At 59.2% G+C, this 25,645-nt stretch carries 26 protein-coding genes and 1 tRNA gene; 11 read left to right on the top strand and 16 right to left on the bottom strand.

The window, feature by feature from the left end:
• Positions 1-50 precede the first annotated feature (50 nt).
• Positions 51-377, top strand: coding sequence for a hypothetical protein (locus tag HKK53_RS18790; RefSeq protein ID WP_169372063.1), 327 nt, complete (start codon positions 51-53; stop codon positions 375-377).
• Positions 378-457: 80 nt separating this feature from the next.
• On the opposite strand, the gene HKK53_RS18785 is transcribed toward HKK53_RS18790, so the two are convergent.
• The 4 genes from HKK53_RS18785 to HKK53_RS18770 all read right to left on the bottom strand — a co-directional run bounded on the left by HKK53_RS18785 (position 458) and on the right by HKK53_RS18770 (position 3,477).
• A complete protein-coding gene (locus HKK53_RS18785) occupies positions 458-928 on the bottom strand; it encodes a hypothetical protein (protein ID WP_169372062.1) in 471 nt (156 codons plus the stop codon).
• 5 nt (positions 929-933) lie between these two features.
• The gene (locus tag HKK53_RS18780; protein ID WP_169372061.1) at positions 934-1,350 is read right to left on the bottom strand and encodes a hypothetical protein; all 417 of its coding nucleotides are present in this window, start codon (positions 1,348-1,350) and stop codon (positions 934-936) included.
• A gap of 37 nt (positions 1,351-1,387) precedes the next feature.
• Positions 1,388-2,350 carry an alpha/beta hydrolase family protein gene (locus HKK53_RS18775; RefSeq protein ID WP_169372060.1) on the bottom strand — a complete coding sequence of 321 codons (963 nt, stop codon included), beginning with the start codon at positions 2,348-2,350 and terminating at the stop codon, positions 1,388-1,390.
• A 68-nt stretch (positions 2,351-2,418) separates the two neighbouring features.
• Positions 2,419-3,477, bottom strand: coding sequence for a PDDEXK nuclease domain-containing protein (locus HKK53_RS18770; protein WP_169372059.1), 1,059 nt, complete (start codon positions 3,475-3,477; stop codon positions 2,419-2,421).
• Between the two features lie 261 nt (positions 3,478-3,738).
• Between HKK53_RS18770 and HKK53_RS18765 the strand changes: the two genes are divergently transcribed.
• Positions 3,739-4,188, top strand: coding sequence for a carboxypeptidase regulatory-like domain-containing protein (locus HKK53_RS18765; protein WP_169372058.1), 450 nt, complete (start codon positions 3,739-3,741; stop codon positions 4,186-4,188).
• Here the strand turns inward: HKK53_RS18765 and HKK53_RS18760 are convergent.
• Positions 4,185-5,639: an aminotransferase-like domain-containing protein gene (locus tag HKK53_RS18760; RefSeq protein WP_169372057.1), complete on the bottom strand. Its 1,455-nt coding sequence runs from the start codon at positions 5,637-5,639 to the stop codon at positions 4,185-4,187. The genes HKK53_RS18765 and HKK53_RS18760 overlap by 4 nt on opposite strands.
• Before the next feature lie 31 nt (positions 5,640-5,670).
• Complete coding sequence (locus tag HKK53_RS18755; RefSeq protein WP_169372056.1) at positions 5,671-7,095, bottom strand: L-lactate permease; 1,425 nt, start codon at positions 7,093-7,095, stop codon at positions 5,671-5,673.
• Between the two features lie 303 nt (positions 7,096-7,398).
• On the opposite strand from HKK53_RS18755, the gene HKK53_RS18750 reads away from it, so the two are divergent.
• Positions 7,399-7,929: a hypothetical protein gene (locus HKK53_RS18750; RefSeq protein WP_237150578.1), complete on the top strand. Its 531-nt coding sequence runs from the start codon at positions 7,399-7,401 to the stop codon at positions 7,927-7,929.
• A gap of 60 nt (positions 7,930-7,989) precedes the next feature.
• Positions 7,990-8,277 carry a YceK/YidQ family lipoprotein gene (locus HKK53_RS18745; protein ID WP_237150577.1) on the top strand — a complete coding sequence of 96 codons (288 nt, stop codon included), beginning with the start codon at positions 7,990-7,992 and terminating at the stop codon, positions 8,275-8,277.
• A gap of 267 nt (positions 8,278-8,544) precedes the next feature.
• Here the strand turns inward: HKK53_RS18745 and HKK53_RS18740 are convergent.
• The 5 genes from HKK53_RS18740 to HKK53_RS18720 all read right to left on the bottom strand — a co-directional run bounded on the left by HKK53_RS18740 (position 8,545) and on the right by HKK53_RS18720 (position 12,769).
• Positions 8,545-8,620: transfer RNA gene (locus HKK53_RS18740), tRNA-Phe, on the bottom strand.
• 103 nt (positions 8,621-8,723) lie between these two features.
• Positions 8,724-8,996, bottom strand: a complete 273-nt coding sequence (locus HKK53_RS18735) for an oxidative damage protection protein (RefSeq protein ID WP_123511225.1) — start codon at positions 8,994-8,996, stop codon at positions 8,724-8,726.
• Positions 8,993-10,060: an A/G-specific adenine glycosylase gene (gene mutY, locus HKK53_RS18730; protein ID WP_169372055.1), complete on the bottom strand. Its 1,068-nt coding sequence runs from the start codon at positions 10,058-10,060 to the stop codon at positions 8,993-8,995. The genes HKK53_RS18735 and mutY overlap by 4 nt, the downstream gene beginning before the upstream one ends.
• Positions 10,057-12,288: an AsmA family protein gene (locus HKK53_RS18725; protein WP_169372054.1), complete on the bottom strand. Its 2,232-nt coding sequence runs from the start codon at positions 12,286-12,288 to the stop codon at positions 10,057-10,059. Before HKK53_RS18725 ends, mutY begins: the two co-directional genes overlap by 4 nt.
• Before the next feature lie 76 nt (positions 12,289-12,364).
• Positions 12,365-12,769, bottom strand: a complete 405-nt coding sequence (locus HKK53_RS18720) for an acetyl-CoA sensor PanZ family protein (protein WP_169372053.1) — start codon at positions 12,767-12,769, stop codon at positions 12,365-12,367.
• A 270-nt stretch (positions 12,770-13,039) separates the two neighbouring features.
• Between HKK53_RS18720 and HKK53_RS18715 the strand changes: the two genes are divergently transcribed.
• The 7 genes from HKK53_RS18715 to HKK53_RS18685 all read left to right on the top strand — a co-directional run bounded on the left by HKK53_RS18715 (position 13,040) and on the right by HKK53_RS18685 (position 18,856).
• A complete protein-coding gene (locus HKK53_RS18715; protein WP_169372052.1) occupies positions 13,040-14,704 on the top strand; it encodes an OFA family MFS transporter in 1,665 nt (554 codons plus the stop codon).
• Positions 14,705-14,975: 271 nt separating this feature from the next.
• Positions 14,976-15,569, top strand: coding sequence for an imidazoleglycerol-phosphate dehydratase HisB (gene hisB / locus HKK53_RS18710; RefSeq protein WP_003218037.1), 594 nt, complete (start codon positions 14,976-14,978; stop codon positions 15,567-15,569).
• Entirely contained in the window at positions 15,569-16,207 is a 639-nt protein-coding gene (hisH, locus tag HKK53_RS18705) for an imidazole glycerol phosphate synthase subunit HisH (RefSeq protein WP_169372051.1), read from the top strand. Before hisB ends, hisH begins: the two co-directional genes overlap by 1 nt.
• Positions 16,208-16,465: a DUF2164 domain-containing protein gene (locus HKK53_RS18700; protein ID WP_008024930.1), complete on the top strand. Its 258-nt coding sequence runs from the start codon at positions 16,208-16,210 to the stop codon at positions 16,463-16,465.
• 42 nt (positions 16,466-16,507) lie between these two features.
• Positions 16,508-17,245, top strand: coding sequence for a 1-(5-phosphoribosyl)-5-[(5-phosphoribosylamino)methylideneamino]imidazole-4-carboxamide isomerase (gene hisA, locus HKK53_RS18695; protein ID WP_010464588.1), 738 nt, complete (start codon positions 16,508-16,510; stop codon positions 17,243-17,245).
• A gap of 9 nt (positions 17,246-17,254) precedes the next feature.
• A complete protein-coding gene (hisF, locus tag HKK53_RS18690; protein WP_092274691.1) occupies positions 17,255-18,025 on the top strand; it encodes an imidazole glycerol phosphate synthase subunit HisF in 771 nt (256 codons plus the stop codon).
• A 75-nt stretch (positions 18,026-18,100) separates the two neighbouring features.
• Positions 18,101-18,856, top strand: a complete 756-nt coding sequence (locus tag HKK53_RS18685) for a substrate-binding periplasmic protein (protein WP_169372050.1) — start codon at positions 18,101-18,103, stop codon at positions 18,854-18,856.
• Here the strand turns inward: HKK53_RS18685 and HKK53_RS18680 are convergent.
• From HKK53_RS18680 to gpmI, 5 genes are all read right to left on the bottom strand, one after another.
• Positions 18,847-20,343, bottom strand: coding sequence for a trypsin-like serine peptidase (locus HKK53_RS18680; RefSeq protein ID WP_169372049.1), 1,497 nt, complete (start codon positions 20,341-20,343; stop codon positions 18,847-18,849). The genes HKK53_RS18685 and HKK53_RS18680 overlap by 10 nt on opposite strands.
• 186 nt (positions 20,344-20,529) lie before the next feature.
• Positions 20,530-21,306, bottom strand: a complete 777-nt coding sequence (locus tag HKK53_RS18675) for a divergent polysaccharide deacetylase family protein (protein ID WP_169372048.1) — start codon at positions 21,304-21,306, stop codon at positions 20,530-20,532.
• A 1-nt stretch (position 21,307) separates the two neighbouring features.
• Complete coding sequence (locus HKK53_RS18670; RefSeq protein WP_149659104.1) at positions 21,308-22,636, bottom strand: S41 family peptidase; 1,329 nt, start codon at positions 22,634-22,636, stop codon at positions 21,308-21,310.
• A 34-nt stretch (positions 22,637-22,670) separates the two neighbouring features.
• Positions 22,671-23,966: a murein hydrolase activator EnvC family protein gene (locus HKK53_RS18665; protein ID WP_169372047.1), complete on the bottom strand. Its 1,296-nt coding sequence runs from the start codon at positions 23,964-23,966 to the stop codon at positions 22,671-22,673.
• A gap of 136 nt (positions 23,967-24,102) precedes the next feature.
• Complete coding sequence (gpmI, locus tag HKK53_RS18660; protein ID WP_169372046.1) at positions 24,103-25,632, bottom strand: 2,3-bisphosphoglycerate-independent phosphoglycerate mutase; 1,530 nt, start codon at positions 25,630-25,632, stop codon at positions 24,103-24,105.
• Positions 25,633-25,645: the final 13 nt, after the last annotated feature.

Genomic DNA, 25,645 nt, shown 5'->3' with positions numbered 1-25,645 from the left:
GAGCTAACCCCGCCATTCAGCCAATCCATTGGGGCATCAAGGAGATAGACATGGCGTTTACATCGGTTGTGTTCAAAAACCCTCAAACCGGTGCCATGAAAGAAGCGCCAATCGGCTTTTCGTGGACCGTGTTTTTCTTTGGCTTTTTCCCGGCATTGTTCCGTGGTGACATCAAGTGGGCAGCGATCATGTTCGTCGTGGCCTGCTTCACCTTCAGCCTGAGCAATCTGGTGTTTATGTTCATCTACAACAAGCTGTACGTGCAGGACCTGATCGGTGCCGGCTTCAAGGCTCAATCCATCGCCAAAGGTGACCTGAGCTACGCCAGCTCCAAGATCGGCATTGAAATCCCGCGTATGGAAGGTGTCGCTGCCTAAGATTTGATCTTCGGCGGACAAAAAAAACGGGCGCAATCAGCGATGATTGCGCCCGTTTTGTTTGTCCGGGATTCAATTGATCAAACGGACTCTTCCTTGGCCTCGCTGTCGTCCAGCGTCTGGCGATAGCTGTCCAGCGCAGTACCGAAGTCAGTGATGAACTGCGGATCGGTCAGCCACGCCTGGGCGGCGTCGCGGTCCATGCCGTCGGCCCACATGCGGTAGTCGATCAGCATGTCGGCAGCCAGGTGAGTGGCGGCCATGGCTTCGTTGTCGGCGTTTTCCATATCCAGCAGTTCTGGATGGTCACTGATGATGCCAGCGAGGTCCGACAGCAGGGCCAGCAGCATGTCGTTACGGCCGATGGCTTCCGCGTCGCGCATTTTGCTGAACATCGCCAGGGTGTATTCCGGGATCGGCTCGCCGATTTCGCCCAGGTCATCATCCAGATCTTCGTCCAGCGTGGCGGGTTTACGGCCGTGGATGTTGATTTGCTTGGCCTTGATCTTGGCGCGTTTGGCGCGTTTCTGTTGCTTGTTCAGGGATGCCATTAATTTCAGTTCGCTTTCGGTTGTGTTTGGGCCGCGATGGCGTCGGACGCCGCCACGTAGTCAGCCTGGAAGATTGGGGATTCGATCCACGCCAGGGCGGCTGCTTCGTCCACTTCGGCGGACCACTGGCGATACTCGATCAGTGCGGCGAGGATAAAGTCTGTCGCTGTTTCCTCGCCTTCCTGCTCCAGCACCAATGCAAGCAGCGGGTGTTCAAGAAATGCCGCACACATCGCCTGTTGGCTGATCTTTTGTGCATCGATCATTTCTTTGAACAGTTCAGTCAGGTCCACCGATTCGAAGTCGATACGATCATCGTTCGGGTCCAGCTCGACGGGGGCGGCGGCCCGTTGGGTGCGGTTCTGCTTGGCCTTGGCTTTGGCACGGGTGGCGCGTTTTTGCTGCTTGTCGGCGGAGGCCATGGGCGTCGTTCCGTATTTCGTTGAGAGGGCAGGTCACTCAGTTGCGTGGCACTCGCCGCCCGGGGGTATCGGGGGCCAGTTCGCCGTTTTGCAGCCAGGACAATGCAATGGGCCATAGTGTGGCTTGGTATGGGCTACGAAAAAAGGCGAAATGTCCGACTTCTTCTTCGCCGATGTCTTTCGGCTCGATTCGCAGATGGATGGTCGTGTCGCCGGTGAGGTAGTCGAGCAAGCGCTCGATGGCCGGGACGGTGCCGTAAGGATCGTCGCTAATGCTGATCGCCAGGGTTTTCGCCGTGACATTGGCGAACGGCAGCCGGCCGTGCTTTGCGTGGATCACCCGGCCGCTGGGGCGCGTCTCGTACCGCGACGTGGGCGTGCTCCAGTCACGGACGACGCCAGCGGGGGTGTCTTCCAACCAACCGAGGCGTTTACCGGGGAAATAACCGCAGATCATCGTCACCATCGGCATCACCAAGTGCCACTTGCCGAACATCCTCCAACGATGAGCAGGTGCATAGTCGCGCCAGTAAGCGAACTGCGCGCCGACGGTCACCAGGCGCCGGATCAAGTGCCCGGAAGCCCCGAGGCCCGCCGCACAGCCGCCGAAACTGTGGCCAATCACGTCGATGGGTTGGCCGGGGAATTCACGTTCAGCGCGCTTGAGCATCGCTTCAAAATCCAGCGCACCCCAGTCGGACCAGGTGGCGTCGAGTTTTTTCAACGACGCCGGTCGTGATTCGCCGATGCCACGGTAGTCGTAAGTGATGACGTCGAAGCCGTTGGCAAACAGGTAATCGGCGAAACGCGAGTAGTGGCGGCAGCGGACTGAGGTGGCGGCGTTGATGATCACGACCGGGCGGGTGCTGTCGTGATGGGCGTGGCGCCAGGTGAAACCGCCAAGGAGGAAGCCGTCGGGGGCGGGTTCCTTGAAGGAGGCACCGGGAGCAGATGGCGCCAACTCTGTTGGGGCCAGTGAGGACATGTCCTGCAAATTCATCGACTTCGAACCTTTGCGGGTAGCTGCCAACGATAGTCTTCACGCAGCCTGTGAACAATCCGTCAGCGCTAACATGTTTGCTGGTTGAGCAACCGTTCCTCAAGCGCCGCTCGTTCCCGATCCAGCTCCGCCCGCAGTTCATCCTCACTCGGCAGCACCAGTTTGTACTTGCTGGCAAACAGTTGTTCGTTGCCCTGCAACACCGAGTAACGCACCACCGACTCGTTTTTTTGCGCGCACAGAATGATGCCGACGGTCGGTCCGTCTTCTGCGTTGCGCTTGAGGTCGTCGTACATGCGCACATACATGTCCATTTGCCCGACGTCCTGATGGGTCAGTTCACCGCGCTTGAGATCGAAGATGACAAAGCATTTGAGCAGGTAGTTGTAGAACACCAGATCGATGTAGAAGTCTCGGCCTTCGGTGCTGATGCGTTGCTGGCGGGCGACAAAGGCGAAACCATTGCCCAGTTCCAGCAGGAAGCCCTGGAGTTGCTCGATGAGGGCTTGTTCGAGTTCAGTTTCCTGGACGAGCCCTGCATTGGGCAGGCCAAGAAACTCCAGCATCACGGGATCCCGGATGAATTCCCGGGGGTTCTCGGCCATCGCATGGATGTTGGTCGCGGCTTCCGTCATGACGGGCGCCTTGTCCCGGCTCATCAACAGGCGCTCGTAGTACAAGGTGTTGATCTGCCGTTCCAGGGCGCGGCTTGACCAGTTCTGGTTGGCGGCTTCGTCCATGTACCACGTGCGTGCCTTGTCACTGTCGACGCGCAGCAGCCTGCGGTAGTGGGTCCAGCTCAATTCGAGACGCAGTGCGTCTCGAATTGGAAACGCCTGATAAAACAGGCGCATTTTTCGCAAATTGGTCTCGTCAAACCCCTTGCCGAACTCCGTTGTCAGACTCTGGGCCAGCGTCAACAGCAACTGCTTGCCATATTCCGCCCGCCGGGCCCCCTGCTGCTCGAACTCAACAATATGCCGCCCAATCTGCCAGCAGGTTTGCACCTGAGCGGTATCGACCGCTCTCAACACTTTCTGGCGTGCCTGCCGGATCAGCTCCCCAAGATTGCCAAGCAGTGAGGCGAGTTGTGGGTCTTGAGTGTTGTCGGGTTTGAGGTTGCTCATGAAGTTTTCCGCCGCTGGATGAACTGGCAGAAAAGGATGCCAATGACGGGCGGGTCAGCGATGCCGGGCGTTGCCGGTAGATCGGAAGGAAATGCCGGATTCGTTTTGCAGGATCATGCCGACGACACCCAGGAATTCGGAATACACCCTGTAGTCCCATTCGCAGTGATTCCAAGTGCCAATCAATCTAAAACTCGAGCATCCCGCCAGAAATCTAAAAGAGGTAGCGATTGGGTTCCATGGAACCCGGGAGTCGCCATCATGAAATACGTCCATTCCCTCGTATTGCTGCTCGCCGCCCTCGGCGTGTTGATGTTCCCGAACCTGTCCTATGCCGCCAGCCTCGACGCGGTCGATAGCTCGGGCGTGCAGGTCCAGCCGCAACTGCAAAACGGGATCAGCTACCTGTCCGGCGGTATCGGCGAGGATGAGGCAAAGGCTATCCAGCAGGCCAAGGGTTACAACCTGCACATGACGTTTTCCGTGGGTGCGCTGAATGAATACATACCCGACGTGGATGTGGTCATTCAAAAAGCCCAGGGGCAAACCGTGTTGACGATTAATCAGGCCGGCCCTCTGGTTTATGTCCAGTTGCCCGCCGGCAAGTACACCGTGGTTGCGACTCGTAACGGCGAGGTGCGGCGTGACGTGACGGATGTCGGGGACGGCACGGCTCGCAATCTGGTTTTCCACTGGAATGGTGACAGCTAGAGGTGCATTTTCTGCCGCACCGGCGAGTTGCCCGCCGCCAGGTGCGCGCATTCGGCAATAACGCTCAAGCTCTGCATGACTGGCGGCGACAGCGTTGTCCCCAGGCATATTCTGAGTCCGGTGGTGGGATGGCCGTTGGCGAAAAAAATCCCGCTGCCGGCGACATGGCAACCTCGTTCGCTCGCCAAACGTTCCAGCGCCGACATGTCCGTGTGCCCCGGCAGTTCGATCCAGTGGATGAAACCTCCGCGTGGAGGAACGTAGAGCGTACCCACGGGAAAATCCGATCGAACCCGTGCTTCAAAAAAGCTGGAGAGCGAGGACAGTTGCGCTCTGAGCCTGGCGCAGTGCTCTTCCAGGTACCCGCGGCCGATGAACTCACTGAGTACATGTTGCGCAAGACTCGAGACCGCCAGGTTGCGGGAAAACATTTGCGCAAGAATCGCATCGCGGTACTTTCCGGCGACACACCAGCCCACGCGATAACCCGGGGCCACCGTCTTGGAGAATGACGAACAGTAAATCGTCTGGCCGCTGGTGTCGTAACTCTTGATGGCGCGCGTGCGATCCCTTTCCGGCACCAGATCGAAAAAAATATCGTCTTCGATAATGGGCACATCCGCCGCGCGAGCCACCCGTGAAAGTCGTGCGCGGGTTTCATCGGGCATGATGAAGCCGCGTGGGTTTTGCAGGGTTGGATTGAGAAAGATCGCCGCGACCTTTTTCTGTTTCAGGGCCTCTTCGAGATGGTCGACATCGATGCCCAGTTTGCCGTGAGTCCGAATGGGCAGGGCGCGCATACCCAGGCGTTCAATGGTCTGCAGTATTCCGTAGTAGGTGGGCGTCTCGATGGCGACAGTCGAACCCCTGGGCGCGATGGCCTCGAGGGCCAGTTCCAGGGCGACAGTGTCGCCTGACGTCACGAGGATATCGTCCGGCCCGCAGACGACACCGCGTGCCAGCATGAGTCCGGCAATTCGCCGTCTCAGCGCCGGCAGGCCGGGAGGGGCCACCAGCCCGGTCAACGCGTTGTCGGCTTTGGCCGCCACGGCGCTCAGGCACTTGTTCAACAGAACGTGCGGGGTGAGATCGCTGTGCAAGACGGCGGAACTCAACGATGCCGTGGCGCGGGAGGCCGCCTGGGAGAGCATTGTGACGACGGCATGATTGACGTTGACGGAGACGCTGGAGAAATCAAAACCGCTCGCAGGTTTTGTCTGTGCAGTTGCCGAGACGAAATAACCGACACGCGGAACGGTAAAGACATAGGCATTGGCTTGCAGATCCGTCAGGGCTCGCTGAACGGTGGTGATGCTGGTTTCAAACAGTCGCGCCAAGGAGCGAATTGAGGGCAGTTTTGATTCGGCCGCCCATTCACCCCCTTCGATTTGGCGAATCATCCAGTCGTTGACTATCCGCCAGCGTTTGTCGGCTCTATCAAACTTGTCCATAAGTTCTCTTGGGGCGAATTCGGAAATTGCGTCAAAGAAAATAAAGTAAAACCACCCCGGCCGCAGCAACGACGACGATATTGAGGCAAACAAGGCCAAAGGCAAATCGGATCAGATGGTGCTCTTCCTGCCGATTGGCTGCCGCCAACCCTGTGATCAGAGACAGGATGGATAACGATCCCAGCGCCCCATGCCCGGCAGCGCTGTTGACCATCGCTGCCAGCCAAGGCCCGTGCCCCGTTGTCAGTGCCGCGATCGATGGCATGACCAGGGTGTTGCCGCCCACATTGGACCCCGTGACATAACCGGCTATACCGGCCAGCAACGCGATCGTCGGAGCCAGTGAAAGACCGGACAGCGATTGCAGTGTGTGCTGCGCTTCCAGCAGAAATCCGGCGTTGACCATGACCTGGGACAGCAGCAGAAACAGGAAAATCGTGCCGACCGGAAACTTGGCCCGATTGAACAGGGCGCGCCAGGGAAAGCCCGCCGTCGCGCCGTGCATTATCGACATCAGCAAGGTGACAATCAGCAACGCCAGCCCCGGTGACGCCAGCGGTTTCCACGAAACATGCTCGCCTTTGACGATCCAGAGCGCATCCCAACCGGTAAAAACAAATAACCCGCGCGACGCGACGATAACCCCCAGCAACGCGAGGTAAGGCCATGCCGCGCTCGGCCAGCGCACCTGCTTTTTGCGCTGGAAGAACGAGATAGCCAGGCCCACGCCCGCAACGGTAAGTCCCGCCAACACGCCGGACACTTCCGGGCCGATCCACAGATTGACGCCATAGAGCACCGCAACGAACAGCGCCGTCACCAGCATGAGCCCGAACCACGGCGCGACGGTGCGTATTCCTGCTTGCCACAAGGCGATGGCGGCCAGGCAGAGGAAGACTGGCGCGCTGATCAACGCCGAGTGGCTGCCGAGTGTTTCAGGCGGCAAATCCGCCAGCAGCGAACCAATCACGGTGGCAAGACCGAGGGTTCCCCACGGCATTATGACCATGCCGGCGAGGGCGATTTTCATCCCGGACTGGCGAGTGAACAGGCCCATCAATAAGGGCACGGTAGCGATCAGCGACACACCGAAACCAGTCATCGATTCGAGCAGCGGGGCCAGGCCCAGCACGATGAAGATGACTTGTGCGGGCGGTGTCCAGCCAAGCTCCTTGACCCAGTTGCCAATGGCCTGGGGCGCGCCACCGCGTTCGACGAATATGACGAAGGCCAGGCCCGGCACAATCACGCAGGCGGTACTGAGGAACAGGATCGAAGTGTCCTGAAAAATGGCCATTGTGATTGCAGTGGACAGAGGACCCGCAGCCCCCGATGCCCACAACACAAACACCAGCGCGACACCCGCCAGCGCTGCCTGGACGGGAGGCCTGCGCATGATGAGAATCAAGGCGATCACCAGGCCGATGGGCGACATTTGCAGCAAGAGTGGAGCCATGCGCTGTTTTCCTTAACCGTGAGCCTGTCCGCAGTACTCGGTCGCTTGCATTGGTGGGGGATTTTCCGTGAGACGTCTTGTGTGCGGCGTGGGCAGCGAAGAGCCAAGCCAATCAGTGACTCGCCGAGGCTTGAAGAGGTTGGCGATTTTTTCTGCGAGGGGAGAGACACAGGTTTAGTGTTTTTTTCAGTACACCTGAAATCCCGTGCTGTTCGTGCAGGTATGATCGCGTCCTTTGGCGATTGATCAGGGACGATAATGATAAAGCGGCATTCATGGATGGGACCGGCGCTGGCGGCGTTATTGAGCGTAACCGGACAGGCGTGGGCGAGCGAGCCGTCCTCGGTGTACCTGCGTTGCACCATGGACCCGGCGCAGTACGCCAAGGCAATGGCGGCGCCCCCTGGTTCGGCGCACGCGTACAGCGACTGGCAACAGTGGTTCGACGGGGTCGACATGTCCGGCTCGGGCAAGGTCGATGCCGAGTCGCTACGTGATTCTGGCGCGCAGAGCCTGGAGGAGCTGGTGCAAGCCTGGGGTGGGCTGTCTCGCTATGACCAGGCCACGGGCAGTTGGCAGTACGTCTTGCCGCAATTCAGCGAGAACTACGGCGAGATGATCAAGCTGCTGGCGCCGCTGCGCAGCGTTGCACCTTACTGCGACGCCAACTCCGACAGTTTCCTGTTGGTCTATTCGTATATCTGGGGCAATGGTGACAACGCCTACCTGACCCTCGACAAACAGCGCAGCCGATTTGCAGCCGCGCCAACGCCTGCCCAGCGTAAAGAAGCCGACGCGGCACTCGAGACGCTGATGGATTCAGGTGCGGACTAATGCCGTCTCAGGCGCTGTTTGGACTGTCGCGACACCACATGACTTAAAAAGGATGCTGGATTGAAACGGATTTTACGCGTGGGTTCTGTGGTGAGCCTTGCTCTGGTGCTCGCCGGTTGTGGAACGCTGATGGGCCGACTGAATGGCGCATCGGAAGAAAATTACTACAAAGGCGTTGATGGCGATCTCCACTTGCTGGGCGCCAGGGGGGGCGGTAGCAGCGGAATGCCGGAGGCGGTCATTTGCTACTTCATGATTGTGTGTCCGCTCATCACGGTGGTGTCCCTGCCGGTGGATGCCGCGCTGGACACCGTGTTGCTGCCGGTGGATTACATCAACACGTTATGACGCAGCCTCAACCTGACGCGTCCTGTGACGCGTCAGGCGGGCAGTCGGGCTAATCGACGAGACCGATTGCGCATTGGCTTGTCCGACGCTGCTATCACGATTCTATGCAGCCAGAACGCTGCTGTTCCCATGGCAAGCAAACCAAGGGCGCTGATGCTGTGCCTGACAATCAGGAACCAGTACGTCCGTTCGAACGCTGAAGCCGTACCGGACCAAATCGCAGGCATAAAAAAACCCTGAATCTTGCGATTCAGGGTTTTCGGTATTTGGTGCCCAGAGACGGAATCGAACCGCCGACACGGGGATTTTCAATCCCCTGCTCTACCGACTGAGCTATCTGGGCAACGGGGCGCATTAAACTGGTTTTTCAGGGGGTCGTCAAGAAAGTTTTCAAAAAAATTTTAATTATTACCGTCGCTTACGTTCCGACCCCCGAAAAATCGGGATTATTCAGCCGGTGGAACGTAGCCTTCGGCCTGGGCGTATTCCTCGCCGGAAAAGAACTTGTCCATCTCGCCCTGAAGATATTTACGATCTTCGGCGTTCATCATGTTCAGGCGTTTTTCGTTGATCAGCAGGGTCTGGTGTTTCTGCCAGTCGGCCCAGGCCTTGGCGGAGACGTGGTCAAGAATGTCCTGACCTTTGGCGCCCGGGAACGGCGCGTGGGCCAGGGCGGGCAATTCTTCTTTGTACTTGCGGCACATGATGGTGCGGGTCATGACAACTCTCCTGCGTTCAATACGGCGGCCGCGCGTTCGAGCAAGGTTTTGACCGGGGCGGCAAGGCCCAGGCGCGGCGGGGTGGCGAGGTTATACCAGAGCCAGTCGGCCTCGGCCACGTGATGGCCGGCCTCCTGGACCTGAACCAGCCAGGGTTCGATGGACAACTGAAAGTGGCTGAAGGTGTGCACCAGACTCGGCAGCGCCTGTTGGCTGCCCAGTTCCAGCGAGTGTTGCGTGGCGAGGTGTTGCAAGTCATCGAGGTCATCGAGTTCCGGCAAGCTCCACAAACCGCCCCACAGCCCCGTGGAAGGGCGACGGTAAAGCAGAATCGCGCCTTCGCCGTTGGCGAGCATCGGCATCAGCGTGCGCTTCTGTGGCACGGCTTTGCGCGGCTTGGGGATGGGGTAGCGAGTTTCCAGGCCGAGCATGTGCGCTTCGCAGCCCTTTTCCAGCGGACAGAGCAGACAACTCGGTTTGCTGCGAGTGCAGAGCGTGGCGCCCAGATCCATCATTGCCTGGGTGTAGGCGTTGACCCGATCATGGGGCGTAAAGCGCTCAGCGTTGGCCCAGAGCTGTTTGGCGACCTTCGGCTCGCCCGGATAACCCTCTTGCGCGGTAAAGCGCGCCAGCACCCGTTTGACGTTGCCGTCGAGGATCGGCGCCCGCAGGCCCATGCTCAGGCTGGCGATGGCGCCAGCGGTGGACAAACCGATGCCCGGCAGCTCGACCAGCTTTTCCACATCCCGGGGAAACTCGCCGCCGTGTTCAGCGACGACGATTTTTGCAGTCTTCTGCAAATTGCGCGCACGGGTGTAGTAACCCAGTCCGGTCCACAGGTGCAGCACTTCGTCTTCCGGCGCGGCGGCCAGGGCCTCGACCGTCGGCAGCGAAGCCATGAACCGGTCGAAGTAATTCAGCACGGTGCTGACCTGGGTTTGCTGCAACATGATTTCCGAGACCCACACCCGATACGGGGTGATGCCCTGTTGCCAGGGCAAATCGTGGCGGCCGTGGCGGTCGTACCAATCCAGCACCGCCGATGAAAACTGCTCGGCTCTCATCGCTTGAACAGCCCCTTCAACGCGTTTTTCAGTTCAGGGCTGACTTTGTCGCCGAGCTTCTCGTCGATTTTGTCGCTGAGTTTTTCGCCAGCCAGTTTGGCGGCGACCTGGCCCATGCGCTCGTTATCCACGCGGCAGGCCTTGGCGCCCAGTTCCAGCGGACCACGGCAGCGCAGTGGCCATTCGATGCCGACGTACTTCTCGCCGACCTGGCAGGCCGGATCGGGCATGGCGCCGGTGTCGCCTTCGACGATGATGCCGACGCGGTAGTCCATGCCCAGCACCCGCAGATCGACGTCGCCGTCACCATTGACGGTCATGCCGGGGATGCGCACCTTCATGTCCGGATTGCTCGCCACGCCATTACGGAAGGTCAGGTTGCCCTTGAGTTCCTGGAAGGGCGTGTCCTTGCCCCGCGGTTCGCCGCTGAGGGTTTTGCGGTTCAGGGTAGCGATGCCTTTGCACAGTTGCTGTTCAAGGTTGGCGTTGAGCAGCACGCCATTGTTGATGACAAAACTGGCGTTGCCGTTGAGCGTTTCGATCAGCGCGCTCTGGCTATTGCCGCTACCGGTCAGCGCACTGTTGAGCGTCACCAGGCCTTTGACCGGCGGATTCTTGCCCTGGCTTTCGAGGATTTTCTCTACCGGCACTTTGGTGATGCGGGTTTGCATGCTCAGCGCTGGTACCGGCTGGCGCACGTCGAGGGTGCCCTTGGCTTCGAAGTTGCCGTTGTACAAGTCGCCGCGCAGGTTCTCCAGGGTCAGCAGGCCGGCCTGGCCGGTGGCCTTGAGTGCTGCGTTCTGGATTGGCAGTTTGTCGAGGGTCAGTTGGCCGAAGGTCAGGTCGGCGTCCACGTCGAGTTTGGCCAGGCGCTCCACCGGCAGCAGGCGCTCGGTGCTCCACGCGCCTTTGGTCGGAGATGGCGGCAGCGGCGTGGTGCCCGCGCCCGCCATGGCGTCGGCCTCGGTGCTGGCCACTTCGGCCTGGCGCACTTGTGTCGCACTGTTGGCTTCGGCTGATTTTGGCGGCAGATAGCGATCGACGTTGAAAGTGTCAGCCTTGAGGATCGCCCGCAGCGATTGCTTGGCGAAATCCTCGACGGCGATACGACCGCTGAAGCTGCTGTCGTCGACTTTCAGGTTAATGTTGTCGAACGCCAGGCTGGTTGGCGTCCCGGAGAGACGGCTGACCAGCTCGACTTTACTCAAACTGCCTTCGCCCATGGCTGGCAGTTTCTGGCCGATGCTGTCGACGAATTTGGCCAGGTCAAACTGGGCAATCGACAGGCCGCCGTTGATCTGCGGGGTCTTGTCGAGGTCATTGACCTTCAGTTCACCCAAGGCGCGCAACTGGTTGGCAGAGAGCTTGATCCCGGTCCATTCGGCGACGTTGGCCGCTTTATCCAGCAGCAACTGGCCTTGGGCGGCAAAAGTCATGGTCTTGCCTTGCAGCGGATCGCCGGTCACTTCGCCCGACAGTTTCATGTCTTCGAACTGGTAACGCTGGAGCGCGCGGGCGATGCGCAACTCGCCGTTCAACTCGGTTCGCACGCGTAGCGCCGGCTGGTTGGACGACAGGAATGCAGTGAGCTTGAGCGGAATATTGGTCGAGTCGTGGACCGCGCCGGTGCTCATCTGGATGCTTTCGGCGCTGTAGATCTTGCCGGTTTTCTCATCGTTGTATTCAACCCGCGCGTTGTTCACGGTCAGGCTGTCGATGTCCAGGCGGATCGGCTGCGGCGGTTTTTCCGCGACGACGGGGGCTTCCGGTGCCGGTTCGCCAGCGGGAACCGCAGGCGGGGTCGCGTCGGTATTGGCCGGCGCGGGGATCTTGCCGATGTCTTCCCAGTTGCCATGGCCATCCTTGTCGCGGTTCAGGCGCAGGTTCAGGCCTTCGACGCGTACATCGCTCATCTGCACTTCACGACGCAGCAGCGGCAACACGCGGACCGACAGGCCGAGCATCTGCAAGTCTGCAAACGGCTCGGTGGGTTTGACCAGGGTCGCGACACTGGCTTCGTGCAATTCCAGGCCCAGCCACGGGAACAGGCTCCAACCGATATCGCCATTGAGCGTCAGCTCGATGTGGGCCTTGTCGCGGGCAATCTGGCGAATCTCGTCTTTATAGTCGTTGGGATCGAAGAGGTGGGTCAGGGCAAAGCCCAGCGCCACAATGATCAGCAACAGCCCGAGAAGTACCAGACCCAGGATTTTGCCGAACGCTTTCATGGGCGAGTCCTTGTAGTTAGTCGAATTCGAAATTTAGCCGGGGAGTATAGCGCTCCGAAAGTGACGACCGGTCAGTTCATATGGGCAGCACGTCCAGCGGCACGTTCAGTTTGGCTGCCAGTGCCTGGGCTTCCAGATGCCCGGCGGGCGCCAGCAAGCGCAATGTAGCGCCCGATTGCGACGCCATTTTCTGCGCTTCGTTCACCAGGCGCTCCGCCACGCCACGGCGACGGGTGATTTTTCGTACGCAAATTTGGGAAAGATGCCAGACATCCGGAAGACGTTGCAGACGTGCGGCGCCCAGCAGCCGATCATTGAAGCGCCCGGCAATCAGCGAACCGTCGCACAGGCAGCCTTCGATCAGTTGCACCTCACCGGCAAACGGCGCAAACAACCAGTCTGGAGCGTCGCGGTAGATTTTCTGCAGGTCTTGCTGATCCTGGTAAGTGGCTTCAGTCAGCGGCTCGACAATGATCGGCATGGCGGTTCCTGTCAGGTTTTATAAATATCGATCCTGCGCCTGAAAGCATGTGCTTTCAGTCATACGAGAACTGATGACACAGAAAAGGTGATGTCAGTTTGGTTTTTCTGTCACGAGCAAATGGTAACCTCTCCCGGTTCGTCCGTCCTTCTGCGACTTAATGTCACGCCCAACTGGGTTTCACCCGAAAAAAAACGGTCATGTCTGCGTGCATAAAGGCTGTGAGTGAGGAGTGGCTGGCGAACCATACTAATAATTGGGGGATACACAATGAGCACGAGCATCACGGCGGACGGCGTCATAGCCGGCCAGCCCGCGTTCCTGTCCAAGGAACGCATAATCGCCAAGCCCGGTTTCAACCGTTGGCTGGTACCACCGGCCGCATTGGCCATCCACCTGTGCATCGGCATGGCCTACGGCTTCTCGGTGTTCTGGTTGCCGCTGTCCAAGGCTCTGGGCGTCACCGCTCCAGTGGCTTGCGCGCCGGACATGAGCTTCATCTCGCAAGTCTTCTCGTCCCAATGTGACTGGCCGATCTCGATGCTCGGCTGGATCTACACCCTGTTCTTCATCTTCCTCGGCTGCTCGGCGGCGATCTGGGGCGGCTGGCTGGAACACGCCGGGCCGCGCAAGGCCGGTGTGGTATCGGCACTGTGCTGGTGCGGCGGTCTGCTGATTTCGGCGCTGGGGATTTATACCCACCAGATCTGGTTGATGTGGATCGGCTCCGGGGTCATTGGCGGTATCGGCCTGGGCCTGGGTTACATCTCGCCGGTCTCGACCCTGATCAAGTGGTTCCCGGACAAGCGCGGCATGGCCACGGGCATGGCGATCATGGGCTTCGGCGGCGGCGCGATGGTTGGCGCTCCACTGGCAGCAGCATTGATGAGCCATTTCGCTTCGCCAACTGGCGTAGGCGTCTGGCAGAGCTTCCTGGTGATGGCCGCGATCTACTTCGTGTTCATGATCGGCGGCGCACTGTCCTACCGCGTTCCGCCAACCGGCTGGAAGCCTGAAGGCTGGACTGCTCCGGCGAAAAAAGCGTCGAACGCGATGATCACTCATCGCCACGTTCACGTGAACGTCGCGTGGAAAACTCCGCAATTCCGTCTGGTGTGGCTGGTGCTGTGCCTGAACGTATCGGCCGGTATCGGCATCCTCGGCATGGCTTCGCCATTGTTGCAGGAAGTGTTCGGCGGCAAATTGATCGGTGTCGACCTGCCATTCGGCCAGCTGGACGCCGGGCAACTGGCCTCGATCGCAGCGATTGCCGCCGGTTTCACCGGTTTGCTGAGCCTGTTCAACATCGGTGGCCGGTTCTTCTGGGCTTCGTTCTCCGATTACCTGGGTCGTAAAAACACCTATTTCGTGTTCTTCGCGCTGGGTTTTGCCCTGTACGCGCTGATCCCGAACCTCGGTCATTTGGGCAACGTGGCGCTGTTTGTGGCGGCGTTCTGCATCATCCTGTCGATGTACGGCGGTGGTTTTGCAACCGTTCCGGCTTACCTGGCGGACCTGTTCGGCACGCAAATGGTCGGCGCGATCCACGGTCGTCTGCTGACGGCATGGGCCGCGGCGGGCGTGTTGGGTCCGGTATTGGTGAACTACCTGCGTGAATATCAACTGAGCATCGGCGTTGAACGTGCCGCGGCTTACGACATCACGTTGTACATCCTCGCGGGCCTGCTGGTGCTGGGTTTCATCTGCAACCTGCTGGTGCGTCCGGTGGCGGACAAGTACTTCATGACCGACGCCGAACTGGCCGCCGAACAGGCGCTGGGCCACGACAAGGGGGCTGACAGCAGCACCGTATTGGAGTGGAAAGCGGATGCGGGCACCAAGCCTTTGGCAGTGGCAGCGTGGCTGGTGGTGGGGATTCCGTTGGCGTGGGGTGTGTGGGTGACCCTGCAGAAAACGGCGGTTCTGTTCCACTAAGTTCGCTTACACCTGATCGTTCCCACGCTCTGCGTGGGAATGCCTCCCGTGACGCTCCGCGTCACATTCAGAGCGGACGCGGAGCGTCCAGGGCTGCACTCCCACGCAGAGCGTGGGAGCGATCAGCGGTCTTGGGATGCTTGTACTGACATGTACATCGCCAGCAGCACTGAATTCACTCCGTCAGCGATATCACCTCCCGTGTTTCTGTTTCGGCCCCGCGCCCCTATAATGGCTGCCTTTTTCGCCCAATGATTTTGCGGAGCTGGTGATGGCCGAACGTAAGGCGTCTGTCGAGCGCGACACTCTGGAAACCCAGATCAAAGCCTCGATCAACCTGGATGGCACCGGAAAGGCCCGATTTGATATCGGTGTTCCTTTTCTTGAGCACATGCTGGACCAGATCGCCCGTCACGGGCTGATCGACCTGGATATTGTCAGCAAGGGCGACCTGCATATCGACGACCACCACACCGTGGAAGACGTCGGTATCACCCTGGGTCAGGCCTTTGCCAAAGCCATTGGCGACAAGAAAGGCATCCGTCGCTACGGCCACGCCTACGTGCCGCTCGATGAAGCGCTGTCGCGCGTGGTGATCGACTTCTCCGGCCGCCCTGGCCTGCAGATGCACGTTCCCTATACCCGCGCCACCGTCGGCGGTTTCGACGTTGACCTGTTCCAGGAATTCTTCCAGGGCTTCGTCAACCATGCCCTGGTCAGCCTGCACATCGACAACCTGCGTGGCACCAACACCCACCACCAGATCGAAACCGTGTTCAAGGCTTTCGGCCGCGCCCTGCGCATGGCGGTAGAGCTGGATGACCGCATGGCCGGGCAAATGCCATCGACCAAAGGCGTTCTGTAATGCAGACGGTCGCGGTTATCGATTACGGCATGGGCAACCTGCACTCGGTGGCCAAGGCCCTCGAGCACGTCGGTGCCGGCAAGGTCTTGATCACCAGCGACGCCGCTGTGATTCGCGAAGCCGACCGGGTGGTTTTCCCCGGCGTCGGCGCGATTCGCGACTGCATGGCGGAGATCCGTCGCCTGGGTTTCGACTCGCTGGTGCGTGAAGTCAGCCAGGACCGTCCGTTCCTCGGCATCTGCGTCGGCATGCAAGCCTTGCTCGACAGCAGTGAAGAGAACGACGGCGTCGACTGCATCGGCCTGTTCCCGGGCGCGGTGAAGTTCTTCGGCAAAGACCTGCATGAAGACGGCGAACACCTGAAAGTCCCGCACATGGGCTGGAACGAAGTGAAACAGACGGTGGATCACCCGCTGTGGCACAACATTCCGGACCTGGCGCGTTTCTACTTCGTGCACAGCTACTACATCGCTGCCGGCAATCCGCGGCAAGTGGTGGGTGGCGGTCATTACGGTGTCGATTTCGCTGCAGCGCTGGCCGATGGCTCGCGTTTCGCCGTGCAGTTCCACCCGGAGAAGAGCCATACCCATGGCCTGCAATTGTTGCAGAACTTCGCCGCGTGGGATGGTCGCTGGTAAATGGCCGTCAAGAAGAAGCCGCCGATCCTGACCCTCACTCCCGAACAGGAGAACGAGGCCAATCACAAGATCAAGCGCTTCATGGAGGATCGCTTCGAACTGGACCTGGGTTCATTCGAAGCGGCCGAAATCCTTGAACTGTTTACCCGCGAAATTGCGCCGCACTATTACAACAGGGCAATTTTCGATGTGCAGACGCACCTCAAAGAGAGGTTCGAAAGCATCGAAAGTGACCTGTGGGCGCTCGAGAAAAACTGATTTTCGAGCGAAGCTGAACAATCGAATTTGAAGGTTTGCCAGATGCTGATTATTCCCGCTATCGATCTCAAGGACGGTGCCTGTGTTCGTCTGCGCCAGGGCCGCATGGAAGATTCCACAGTGTTCTCCGATGACCCGGTGAGCATGGCTGCCAAGTGGGTGGAGGGCGGTTGCCGTCGTCTGCATCTGGTCGACCTGAACGGCGCCTTCGAAGGCCAGCCGGTCAACGGCGAAGTGGTCACCGCCATCGCCAAGCGCTACCCGAACCTGCCGATCCAGATCGGCGGCGGTATCCGTTCCCTGGAAACCATCGAGCACTACGTGAAGGCTGGCGTGAGCTACGTGATCATCGGCACCAAAGCCGTGAAAGATCCGGCCTTCGTCGCTGAAGCCTGCCGCGCGTTTCCGGGCAAAGTGATCGTTGGCCTGGACGCTAAAGACGGTTTCGTCGCCACCGACGGCTGGGCTGAAATCAGCACCATCCAGGTGATTGACCTGGCCAAACAGTTCGAAGCCGACGGCGTGTCCGCGATCGTTTATACCGACATCGCCAAAGACGGCATGATGCAGGGCTGCAACGTTCCGTTCACCGCCGCGCTGGCCGCCGCCACGCGCATTCCGGTCATCGCTTCCGGCGGTATTCACAACCTCGGTGATATCAAGTCGCTGCTCGACGCCAAGGCGCCGGGCATCATCGGCGCGATCACCGGCCGGGCGATCTACGAAGGCACCCTCGACGTCGCTGAAGCGCAAGCTTTCTGCGATTCGTACAAAGGCTGAGGACTGACCATGGCGCTGGCCAAACGCATCATCCCTTGCCTGGACGTGGACAACGGCCGGGTCGTCAAAGGTGTGAAGTTCGAGAACATCCGCGACGCCGGTGACCCGGTGGAAATCGCCCGCCGCTATGACGAGCAGGGTGCCGATGAGATTACCTTCCTCGACATCACCGCCAGCGTCGATGGCCGCGACACTACGCTGCATACCGTCGAGCGCATGGCCAGCCAGGTGTTTATCCCGTTGACCGTGGGCGGTGGCGTGCGTACCGTGCAGGACATCCGCAATTTGCTGAATGCCGGCGCGGACAAGGTGTCGATCAACACTGCCGCGGTGTTCAACCCGGAGTTCGTCGGTGAAGCGGCGCAGCATTTCGGCTCGCAATGCATCGTCGTCGCCATCGACGCGAAGAAGGTTTCACTGCCGGGCGAAACCCCGCGCTGGGAAATCTTCACCCACGGCGGCCGCAAGCCGACCGGCCTCGACGCTGTCGAGTGGGCGATGAAGATGGAAGGCCTGGGCGCCGGTGAAATCCTGCTGACCAGCATGGACCAGGATGGTATGAAAAACGGCTTCGACCTGGGCGTCACCCGCGCCATCAGCGATGCGCTGGGTATTCCGGTGATCGCTTCCGGCGGCGTCGGCAACCTGCAGCATCTGGCCGACGGTATTATCGAAGGCCACGCCAGTGCGGTATTGGCGGCGAGTATTTTCCACTTCGGCGAATACACCGTGCAGGAAGCCAAGGCCTACATGGCCCATCGCGGCATCGTGATGCGCTAAAACCGGTACAGGCCAGTGGACAGCATGGCGGGCTCAAGGCACTCTTGGGCACGCCATGGATTTCGGTAGCCCGACATGCTCAAACGTTTTCTTCTTGTCCTCGCCAGCGCTTCTCTGTTGCTCATCAACGCAGCCCGCGCCGAAGAAAGTCCCGCCACCGACCTGGTGCTGCTGACGGAAAACTTCCCGCCCTACAACATGGCGAAGAACGGCAAAAACTTCGCTCAGGACGAGAACATCAATGGCATCGCCGTGGACATCGTCCGCGAGATGTTCAAGCGCGCCAACATCACCTACAGCCTGACTCTGCGTTTCCCCTGGGAGCGAATCTACAAGATCGCCCTGGAAAAACCCGGTTACGGCGTATTCGTGATGGCGCGGCTGCCGGATCGCGAAAAACTCTTCAAGTGGGTCGGCCCGATTGGTCCGGACGACTGGATCATGCTGGCCAAGGCTGACAGCAAGATCACCCTCGAAACGCTGGAACAGGCGCGCAAGTACAAGATCGGCGCCTACAAGGGCGATGCGATTGCCGAAACCCTGGCGAAGCAGGGGTTGAAGCCGATTGTGGTGCTGCGCGATCAAGACAATGCCAAGAAATTGGTCAGTGGGCAGATCGATCTGTGGGCCACTGGCGATCCGGCCGGGCGTTATCTGGCCCGGCAGGACGGCGTGACCGGTCTCAAAACCGTGCTGCGCTTCAACAGCGCCGAGTTGTACTTGGCGCTGAATAAAGAAGTGCCGGACGAGATCGTCGCCAAGCTTCAGTCCGCGCTGGATCAACTGCGCAAGGAAGGCGTGGTGGACGACATCATGGCGCGTTATCTCTGATCCAAGGATTCCAGTAAATCGGTACGTACGCTGGACGTATTCAGATCACTCCTTGTAGTAAAGCTGCAAAGCGTCCGGGGAAGTGAATCCATCCTCACCACAAATCCAGTGTCTGCGCGCTTGTAATCCTGACGGTCAATTTTCGTACAATCGGTTTCCCCTACCGGACCTACATAATATTGAGTCCAGATAGAGCGCGAGATTTCTTCTCGCAACTTGACTCCCAGGTAGTATCCGTAGTTCTCGAGAATGTAAGTCGGTTCTGGCGGTTGAGGAGCGACAGGCTCTACAAGGCGCGCCGTCAATATTTGCGTATTTCTGCGTAACCCGGCACTTGGTCGCTGTTCAGCAGATTCAACGCCTATGAGACAAAGGAAATACAAACCCGCCTCTCGACCAATCGTTGCATCAATCCTCGCATTGGCAGTACTGATAGCGCCACTGTATTGATCCGACGAATAACAAGCGTGTGCATCTCGAACTGTTTTAAAGCGATAAAAAGCTGTGCTCATTGAAAAGTCGACGCCCCAAGTGGGAGCTTTGTCATGACGGTCGACAGGTTTTTTATGCAGTGTAATGTCGGCATTTCGTTCGGATTTGAATTCGAAGTTAGGTTTCAAAGTGCAGCGTTGTGCATCTATATTAAATCGTTCGTTGGTGAAGCAATAAGACAGGAAGTCTACGGGAAGACTCTGAGTCGCTTGGTCATGAGGGATGAACGATGTTTTATCGCCGTCACACAGCCCATGCCAAAAACACTGATCGTCGGGTGAGAGACCGTTGGTTGTTCCAGACAATACCCCGGTAATTTCCCCCGTCGATGCATCAAGTGCCGGCGATCCAGAAGAGCCCGGCGCAATGCCTTTACAGTCTTGTTGCAGGTAATCCGTCAGCACGGTCACCCACTTGACGATCACGATTTTTGAAGGCTCTTGGGTGCAGGTGGAAAGCCTGAGGCCGGGGGCTACGCCAGGCGAACCAATGACGTGTACCAGATCGCGTTTCGTAGGCGCTGTGGTGGCTAACTTGAGTGGCGTTATTCCGTCCTTCAGCAGTGTGTCCAGAGAAGTTTTCAGTTCCAGGATGGCGACGTCAGAGCTTGCCAGGCTGGCCCAACTGACCTTCTCGATGTCGTAACGCTTGGCGCCCTCCAATGTGTCGTGGAAATAATTGAACTGCACCTGGCCTTTATAAGGAACATTGGATATTGCCCCGGAGACGATTGAAGCGCAGTGTGCATTGGTCAGAATGTACGCAGGCCCTGTCGCGGTTTGACTGACATTTCGAGTGTCCAGCAAACTTGCGGTGCAATAACGCCTGCCATCCTTGAATATGTTTCCTATACCGTTCCATTTGTTGTTTTGGCCATCCTTATTACTAAGTAGGACAGCCTCTGGCGATTCGGGAATCGTCTGGGCAAATGTGCCGAAGGAAAGTGAAAGTGTCGCTAGTGCAAAGAATGAAAGTGCCGTAATTTTAGTATGCATAACCGATCCTTGGTCTTGAGCATGTATTAAATAGGTACTGTGAAGTCGTGCGGGGCGAGTGTAATTGAAGGGGGGTGCAGAGGTGAAGTTGAAGTATGTCTTGTTGTTAGAGCGTCGCTCGGTGATTTTTAATAGGGAGTTGTGAATAATTCAGTTGGTTTAACACAAAGCAATGTATTTTGCGGGTTAGCGGTACACACCATCCTTCCCATGCCCCGCCATCGCCTTGTTGCTGCGCACACTGATCATCAACTTGATGTCGATCCAGTCAATCCCCTGAGCCTTCAGCTTCGGCAGTTCACGCTCCAGCACCGCCAGCGTCTGCGGATACGGATGCCCGATCATCACTGCCGAACCCTGCTTGTGCGCCAGGTTTATCGCCGTCTGCAACTGCGTAAAGATCGCCGCTTCAGTGCGCTCGTCATCCAGGAACACATCCCGCGAAACACTCGCTAATCCAATCTTCTGCGCTTCCGCTGCGCCTACGGTTTGCGCACTGGTGCGGCTGTCGACGAAGAACTTGTGCCGGCGCTGCAAATCCGCCATCAGCCAGGCCATGGCCGGTTGTTGCGCGGTCATGCGGCTGCCCATGTGGTTGTTGATGCCGGCGGTGTACGGCACGGCCTGGAACGCGGCGTTGAGGCGTTTCTCAAGTTCTTCGATGGGCAAGTCAGGGTGCCAGGCGAATGGGCCGGTGGCCGGGTCCATGGGCATGTGCAGGATGACGATCTTGCCGGCGCGATGGGCTTCGCGAGCGAATTCGGCGGCGTGGGGCGTGTCGGGCATGATTGCCGTCGTTACCGGGCCGGGCAGGGCGAGCACGCGACGATCCCGGGGCAGGTTCTGCCCCAGGTCATCGATGATCAGTGTCAGGTAGGCCTTGTGCGGCTTGGTCGTGGCGGGTTCCGCGTGAGCAGCACCCGCCAGACAGCACAACAGACCGAGGATGAACCACAGGCGCATCTCAGCGGCCGGAGGTAATGCTCAGCCCTTTGAGCAGGCTCAGGGCCTGGGCCAGCTGATAGTCGTCATCCTGCGGCATCGCCTTGGCTTTGCTGCTGGAGGTCGGCTTGTCGGCGCCGCCGTTGCCATTGCCCAGGTGACCTTGCAGATCGGCTTCCTTGAAGTACTCGCCGTCCTGCTCGTTGGTGATCTTGGCCTTGCGTACTTCGATGTCCGGGACGATGCCTTGGGCCTGGATCGAGCGACCGTTCGGCGTGTAATACAGTGCCGTGGTGATCTTCAGGGCGCGATCGTTGTTCAGCGGCAGCACGGTTTGTACCGAGCCTTTGCCGAAACTGGTGGTGCCCATGACCACAGCGCGTTTCTGATCCTGCAAGGCGCCGGCGACGATTTCCGAGGCCGAGGCGCTGCCGCCGTTGATCAGTGCGACCATCGGCACGGCTTCACTTTCGTCCTTGCCGGTGGCGGAGAAGCGCAGCTCGGAGTTGGCGATGCGGCCTTTGGTGTAGACGATCAGGCCTTTGGTGATGAAGTGGTCGACCACTTCCACCGCTGCTTGCAGCACGCCACCCGGGTTGTTACGCAGGTCAAGGATGATGCCGTTGAGCTTCTTGCCGTTGTCCTTGCGCAATTTGGCCAGGGCCTTGGAGACCTCTTCGCCAGTCTTGACCTGGAACTGGGTGATGCGGATGTAGCCGTAGCCGGATTCCAGCAGCTGTGCCTTGACGCTCTTGACCTGGATGGTGGCGCGGGTCAGCACGACATCGAAGGGTGTGCCGCCATCACGGACCAGGGTCAGGGTGATTTTCTGGCCGATCTTGCCGCGCATCTTGTCCACGGCTTCGGTCATGCTCTGGCCGCGAGTCGGAGCGCCGTTGATCTTGACGATGAAGTCGCCAGCCTGGATGCCAGCCTTGGAGGCCGGGGTGTCATCGATCGGCGACACCACTTTGATGAAACCGTCTTCGGCACCGACTTCGATGCCCAGGCCACCGAATTCGCCGCTGGTGCTTTCCTGCAGCTCGGCGAAATCTTCCGGGCCCAGGTAGGCGGAGTGCGGGTCGAGGTTGCTGAGCATGCCCTTGATGGCATTTTCCAGCAGCGTCTTGTCATCGACCGGTTCGACATAGGCAGCCTTGATCCGGTCCATGACCTCGGCAAAGGTGCGCAACTCGTCCAGAGGCAATGGCGCCTTGGTGGTCGCAGCCGTGCCCGCAGGTGCAGGAGCTGGCGCAGTTGCCGGGGCAGGCTGAGCGGCAAACGCCAGAGGCGCGCCGATCACCAGGGCGATCGTCAGGGCCAGCGAGGTAAGGCGGGACAAATGCAGCATGTCGAACGAACTCCTAATGTAGGTGACTCAACGCCTATCCTTGCGCGCGGCACCATTGCGCCGGATCACTCGGGTGACCCTGCTGACGAATTGCGAAATACAGCGCTGGTGTGTCCTGCCCGCCACTGTTACCGACAGTGGAGATGGACTCACCGGCTTTAACCACATCACCCGCAGACTTGAGCAGCGTCTGGTTGTGACCATAAAGACTCAAGAAACCGTTGCCGTGGTCCAGAATCACCAGCAGCCCGGCACCGCGCAACCAATCGGCGAACACCACGCGACCGCCGTGCACGGCATGCACCTGGCTGCCGGCAGAGGCGCTGATCATCACCCCATCCCACTTGGTCCGGGCATCATCGCCGCGGCTTTCGCCGAAGCGCGCCAACAGTCGACCATCAACCGGCCATGGAAGTTTGCCGCGAGCTGTAGCAAATGCGCCGCCGAAGGTCTCGCCTGAACTTGAAACCAGGGCGCCGGGTGTCGATTTAGGCGGTTTGCGTGGGGCATCAGTGTTGGCGTCGGCCTGTTCCTGAGCCTCACGTAAACGCTTTTTTTCGGCTTCCTGCTGGGCGATCAGCGCTTTTTGCCGCGCTTCTTCTGCCTCACGGGCCTGACGGGTCAGGGTTTCTTCGATGGTTTTAAGGACTTTAGACAGGTCGGCCTGATCCTGCTCGCGGGTGGCGAGCTTCTGATCGCGCGCCTTTACGTCGTCGTTGAGCTTGGCCAGGACTTTTTGCCGCTCCTGGCGGACTTTATCGAGTTCGTCGCGCTGGCTGTCGAGGCTGCTTTTCTGCACCAGCAACTGCGCCTGTTGCATGGAGATGTCTTTTTCGACATTGGCGAGCTGGCGCAGGGTTTCGTTGAAATTCTTCAGCTGCTCCAGGCGGGCCTGGCTCAGGTAGTCGTAATAGGTGAGGGTGCGGGCGAATTTTTCCGGGTTCTGCTGGTTGAGCAGCAGTTTCAGGTACTCCTGACGGCCATTCTGATAGGCCGCACGGGCCTGGATGGCGATCAGTCGTTGCTGTTCAATGCGCGCGCTCTGGAGTTTTTTTTTCTCACCATCGAGTCGCTGCAGCTCGGATTCGCTTTTCTTCAGCTCTTTTTGCAGAGCGTCGACCTGCTTCTCCAGCTTGCCCATCTCGGTCTCGGTGCCCTTGAGATCCTTTTGCACACCGGATTTTTCTTCCTGGAGCTTGCCCAGCAGTTTTTTCAGCTCGGCAATGTCCTGACGCGTGGCGTCCAACTGTTGTTGGGTTTGCGCGCGCTCGTCAGCGAAGGCCGGTTGGAGCAGGCAAGTCAGAGCAAGGGCTATCAGGACGCGAAGCATAGAGGCGGGCGACACCAGGGAAAGGGACGGCCTAGTATGCCCGCCAAGCGCCGCAAAAAAAACGCCTCAAAGGCAACTGCTTTGAGGCGTTCGTCATAAAAAGCCGTTTCGGGCTGTTTATAAGGGGCTTTTACGATCAGACCAGTATCGAAGTGCCAGTCATTTCGGCCGGCTTCTCAAGGCCCATCAACATCAGCATGGTCGGCGCCACGTCCGCGAGCACGCCGCCATCGCGCACCTTGAAGTCACGTTTGCCGACATAAATGAACGGCACCGGCTCGGTGGTGTGAGCGGTGTGGGCCTGGTGAGTTTCTTCGTCGGACATTTTCTCGCAGTTGCCGTGGTCAGCGGTGATCAACGCTTCGCCACCGACTTTATCCAGGGCATCGACGATGCGGCCGACGCACAGGTCCAGGCATTCAACGGCTTTCACCGCAGCTTCAAGGTTGCCGCTGTGGCCGACCATGTCGCCGTTGGCGTAGTTGACCACGATCACGTCATAACGCTGGTTGTCGATGGCATCGACGATGCGGTCGGTAACTTCCGGCGCGCTCATCTCTGGCTGCAAGTCGTAAGTGGCTACTTTTGGCGACGGGATCAGGATGCGTTCTTCGCCCGGGAACGGTTCTTCGCGACCGCCGGAGAAGAAGAAGGTCACGTGGGCATATTTTTCGGTTTCGGCGATGCGCAGCTGGGTCTTGCCGTTTTTCGCCAAGTAGTCGCCCAGCACGTTTTCCAGGCTGCCGGCGGCGAAGGCCGAAGGTGCGGGAATGCTCGCAGCATATTGGGTCAGCATGACGAAGCCGGCCAGTTTCGGCTGGCGCGCGCGTTCGAACTCTTTGAAACCGTCTTCGACGAACACGCGAGTCAGCTCACGGGCGCGGTCGGCGCGGAAGTTCATGAACACCACGGCGTCGCCGTCTTCGACTTTCACCGGCTCGCCGATGGAGGTGGCTTTGACGAATTCGTCGCTCTCGCCACGCTCATAAGCTGCTTCCAGGCCTTCCTGGGCGGTGGCGGCGTTGAATTCGCCCTTGCCGTCGACAATCAGGTTGTAGGCCTGAGCCACGCGGTCCCAACGGTTGTCGCGGTCCATGGCGAAATAACGGCCGACGATGCTGGCGATCCGGCCTTTGCCGAGGGCCTGGAAGGTCGCGTCGAGCAATTCGATGGACGACTGGGCGCTTTTCGGCGGCGTGTCGCGACCGTCGAGGAAGGCGTGCAGGTAGATTTTTTCCGCGCCGCGCTTGAAGGCCAGTTCGGCCATGGCGACCAGGTGATCCTGGTGGCTGTGCACGCCGCCCTCGGACAGCAGGCCCATGAAATGCACGGCTTTACCGGCAGCGACGGCTTTATCCACGGCGGCGCAGATGGTCGGGTTCTCGAAGAACTCGCCGTCGCGGATCGATTTGGTCACGCGGGTGAAGTCCTGATACACCACGCGGCCGGCCCCGAGGTTCATGTGGCCGACTTCGGAGTTGCCCATCTGGCCGTCGGGCAAGCCGACGTCCATGCCGCTACCCGAGATCAGGCCGTTGGGCACGGTGGCCGACAGACGGTCGAGTACGGGCTTCCTGGCCGAGTACACAGCGTTGGCTTCGTGGCTCTCACTGTGACCGAAGCCATCGAGAATAATCAGGACCAAAGGTTTAGGCGTGGTAGTCATGGATTCCACTCGT

Origin of the sequence: Pseudomonas sp. ADAK7 (genome assembly GCF_012935675.1) — a bacterium.
In the GTDB taxonomy this organism is placed as follows: domain Bacteria; phylum Pseudomonadota; class Gammaproteobacteria; order Pseudomonadales; family Pseudomonadaceae; genus Aquipseudomonas.
This window is presented reverse-complemented; position numbering and strand designations above follow the sequence as displayed.